Raw genomic sequence first — 2,782 nt, 5'->3', positions numbered from 1 at the left:
CTCGGCGATGGCCGCGCCGGCGCCGCCGGTGGCCTGACGCACGGCGCCTCCCCCGGCCAGGCGGGCCGCCTCGCCCGCCGCGTGGCCGGCGGTGGCGCCGTGCACGGCCCGCGCGGCGAGGGCGGAGCCGACCACCGAGACGGCGCCCTCCACCGCGCCGGTGGAGACGTCGGTGAGGATTTCGGCGTCGGTGGAGCGGCCGCGGATCACCGCGCCGGTGAGGCCCGCGGTGGCGCCGCCGGCAAAGGCGGCCAGGGCGGCGATGGCTGCCGGCCCCAGGCTGCCGCCGCTGGCCGCCGACACCACCACCGTGGCGGCGACGGCGGCCACCAGCTGTGCGGCGGTGGAGGCGAAGGCCCGGTTGGCTGGCGCGAAGGTGTCGAGCGCGGCCATGGTGCGGTAGTACAGGTCGGCCAGCTGGGCCAGCTCGGCCCGGCCGATGCCGCGCAGGCGCACCCGGTCGTAGTACACCCGGAAGCGGGTGGCGTTCTCATCGACGTTCGGGCCCGCCCAGCTCAGGGTGTCGGTGCTTGCCCGGGAGCCGGCGGTGCGCACCGCGGCCAGCCGCTCCTCGAGGCGGTAGTGCATGAAGTCGGCCTCGACAGCGGGGTCTTGCCCGGTGCCGCCGCTGAGGTCGGGCTCGCCGAAGGCCACGGTCTCGAAGGCGAGGCGCAGGTCGTGGTCGCGTTCGCCGATCTGCTCGGCGGCGAGCACGGCTGCGTCGAAGCGCTCGGCCAGGGCGCGTTCGGCGTCGCTTACCGGCTGGGCAGGGTTGGCCTGCAGCTGGCGGCGGATCACCATGCCCCGGCGCAGTTCGGCCTGGGCGGCCGGGGTGCGCACCACCAGCTCGATGAAGGCGCGGGGGTCTTCGATGCGCTCGACGATCTGCCCGCCGCGAACGGCGAGGCGGACCGCGTCGCCGCGCATCAGGGCTTCGGCGTCGCCGGCCAGCCCGCGGCGCAGGCGCGAGGCGTCCAGCCGCTCGCGCATGGTGCCGTGTTCGAGGCTGCGCAGCAGCTCGACCAGCGGTGGGCGCGGGCGGGCGTCGGCGGGAGGGGCCGGCGGCTGGGTGACGAGTTCGGCCAGGGCTGCGCGGCGGGGCGCGGGCATCCGCGCGAGGGCCATCCAGACCCGGCTCTGGTCGCCGCCGCGCCACGCGTTTTCGATGTCGTTGGCGTCGAGGAGGGCTTGCTGGCCGATCAGGAATTCGCTGCCGGCAAGATCCGGGTGGCCCTCGTAGAGCGCCGCCAGCAGCAGCGCCTCGTGCGCGGGGCTGGGGTCGATGCCGAGGATCTGGGTGCGCTTGGCCTGATACCAGGGCGAGTGGGTGAGGCCGAGGCGGGCCCGCACCGGCACGCGGCGGATGAAGGTGAGCAGCTCGCTGAAGGTGCTCACCTGGTTGATGAGGAACTCGGCCCGTTGCTCGTGCGGCACGCCCAGGGCTTCGAGGGTGGCGGCGCCGGTTTCGTGGGACGCGAAGTACATCGCCTGCACCAGCGTGCGCTCGTGGAAGCGGGCCTGCAGGGCGGCCAGTTCGGCTTCGCGCCGGCTGCGTGCCTCGCTGGAGGCCGGCGGCAGGGCGGCGAGGCGTTCGCGGGCGCGGTTGATGAGTTCGCCGGCGCGGGTGGCGGCGTTCTCGAGCATGGCCGGCGAGACGTTGCCCGTGAGGTTGCCGGCCGCGCGCATGGCGCGCTCCAGGGCGCTGGCGTCGTTGCCGTCGGCGGCGATGGCGCGCAGTTGCTGGATGTCGGCGCCCAGGTTGGGCCAGCTGCCGCCGGCCAGTCGGGGGGCGAGGGCGGCGCGCTGGGGGGCGTTGAGGTCGGCGATGGCGAGGAAGGCGTCGCCGGGGCGGCGGGCCGATTCGGCGGCGGCAATGCGCGAGTAGGCCAGCGCCACCCGCTGCCGGGAGACGGCGTCGGCGCCGGGGGCGGCGGGGCTGAGGGTGTCGCTGGGGCGGCTGGCGCGGGCCCGCTCGGCTTTGTCGAGCAGCAGCTGGGTGGCCCGGTAGGCGTCTTCCGCGGCCAGGGCGTCGGTGAGGGCGCGCTGCACGTCGGCCCAGCCGGCGGCGACCGGGCGCGGCGCGGCGGGGGTGTCCGCGGTGGCGGGGCTGGCCAGGGGCGGGGCGGCCGGCGGCGTGCCTTCGGCCGACTCGATCATGCGCAGCACGTCGTCGTCGGGCCAGCGCCGGAGGGTGTCGAGGATGCCGGCCTGGTCGCGCACGAAGATGCCGGTGCGGGTCTGGATGTTTTCGGCCAGGGAGAGCTGGGCGCCCAGGTAGCCGCGGGCTTCGCCCCAGCTGGAGTCGCCGAAGCAGCGGTCGAGGTCGCGGAAGAAGCCGGGGCCGTAGCTGGCGCGCAGGCGGGCCATGTCGGCGGGGGCGGCGTTGGCCCGCAGGATGGCCATCACCCGCCGGGTGGAGATGCCTTCGTCGCCGGTGGGGTGGAGGGCTGCCTGCAGGGCGGTGGCGTCGCGTGGTGGGGCGTCGTAGAGCCAGGCCTGGGGGGCGCGGCCGCGGGGCCGGAGCGCCTGCCCGGATCGGGCACCGTCGGCGAGGTGCCGGGCTTCGGTTTCCAGGTGGGCGCGGGGGTCGGTGCCGCCGTCGGTACCGCGCCGGGCCTGCAGGGCGTGGGCGGTTTCGTGGGCGAGGAGGTGGCGGGAGGGCCGGGTTTCGGCGAACTCCAGGCGGGTGCCGCGGGTGGCGGCCAGCGCGTCCGGCCGTCCGCCCGGGGCGGGCACGCCCAGCGCCACGTCGAGATCACCGAGGGTCTCGCCGAACAGGCGT

General features: G+C 76.5%; 1 protein-coding gene. It reads right to left on the bottom strand.

The features are described from left to right. Positions 1-2,782 (bottom strand): hypothetical protein (locus ACE3N6_RS19065; protein WP_374247401.1); only part of this gene is annotated, 2,782 nt, incomplete at both ends.

Origin of the sequence: Zoogloea sp., assembly GCF_041904905.1 — a bacterium.
In the GTDB taxonomy this organism is placed as follows: Bacteria; Pseudomonadota; Gammaproteobacteria; order Burkholderiales; family Rhodocyclaceae; genus Zoogloea.
This window is presented reverse-complemented; position numbering and strand designations above follow the sequence as displayed.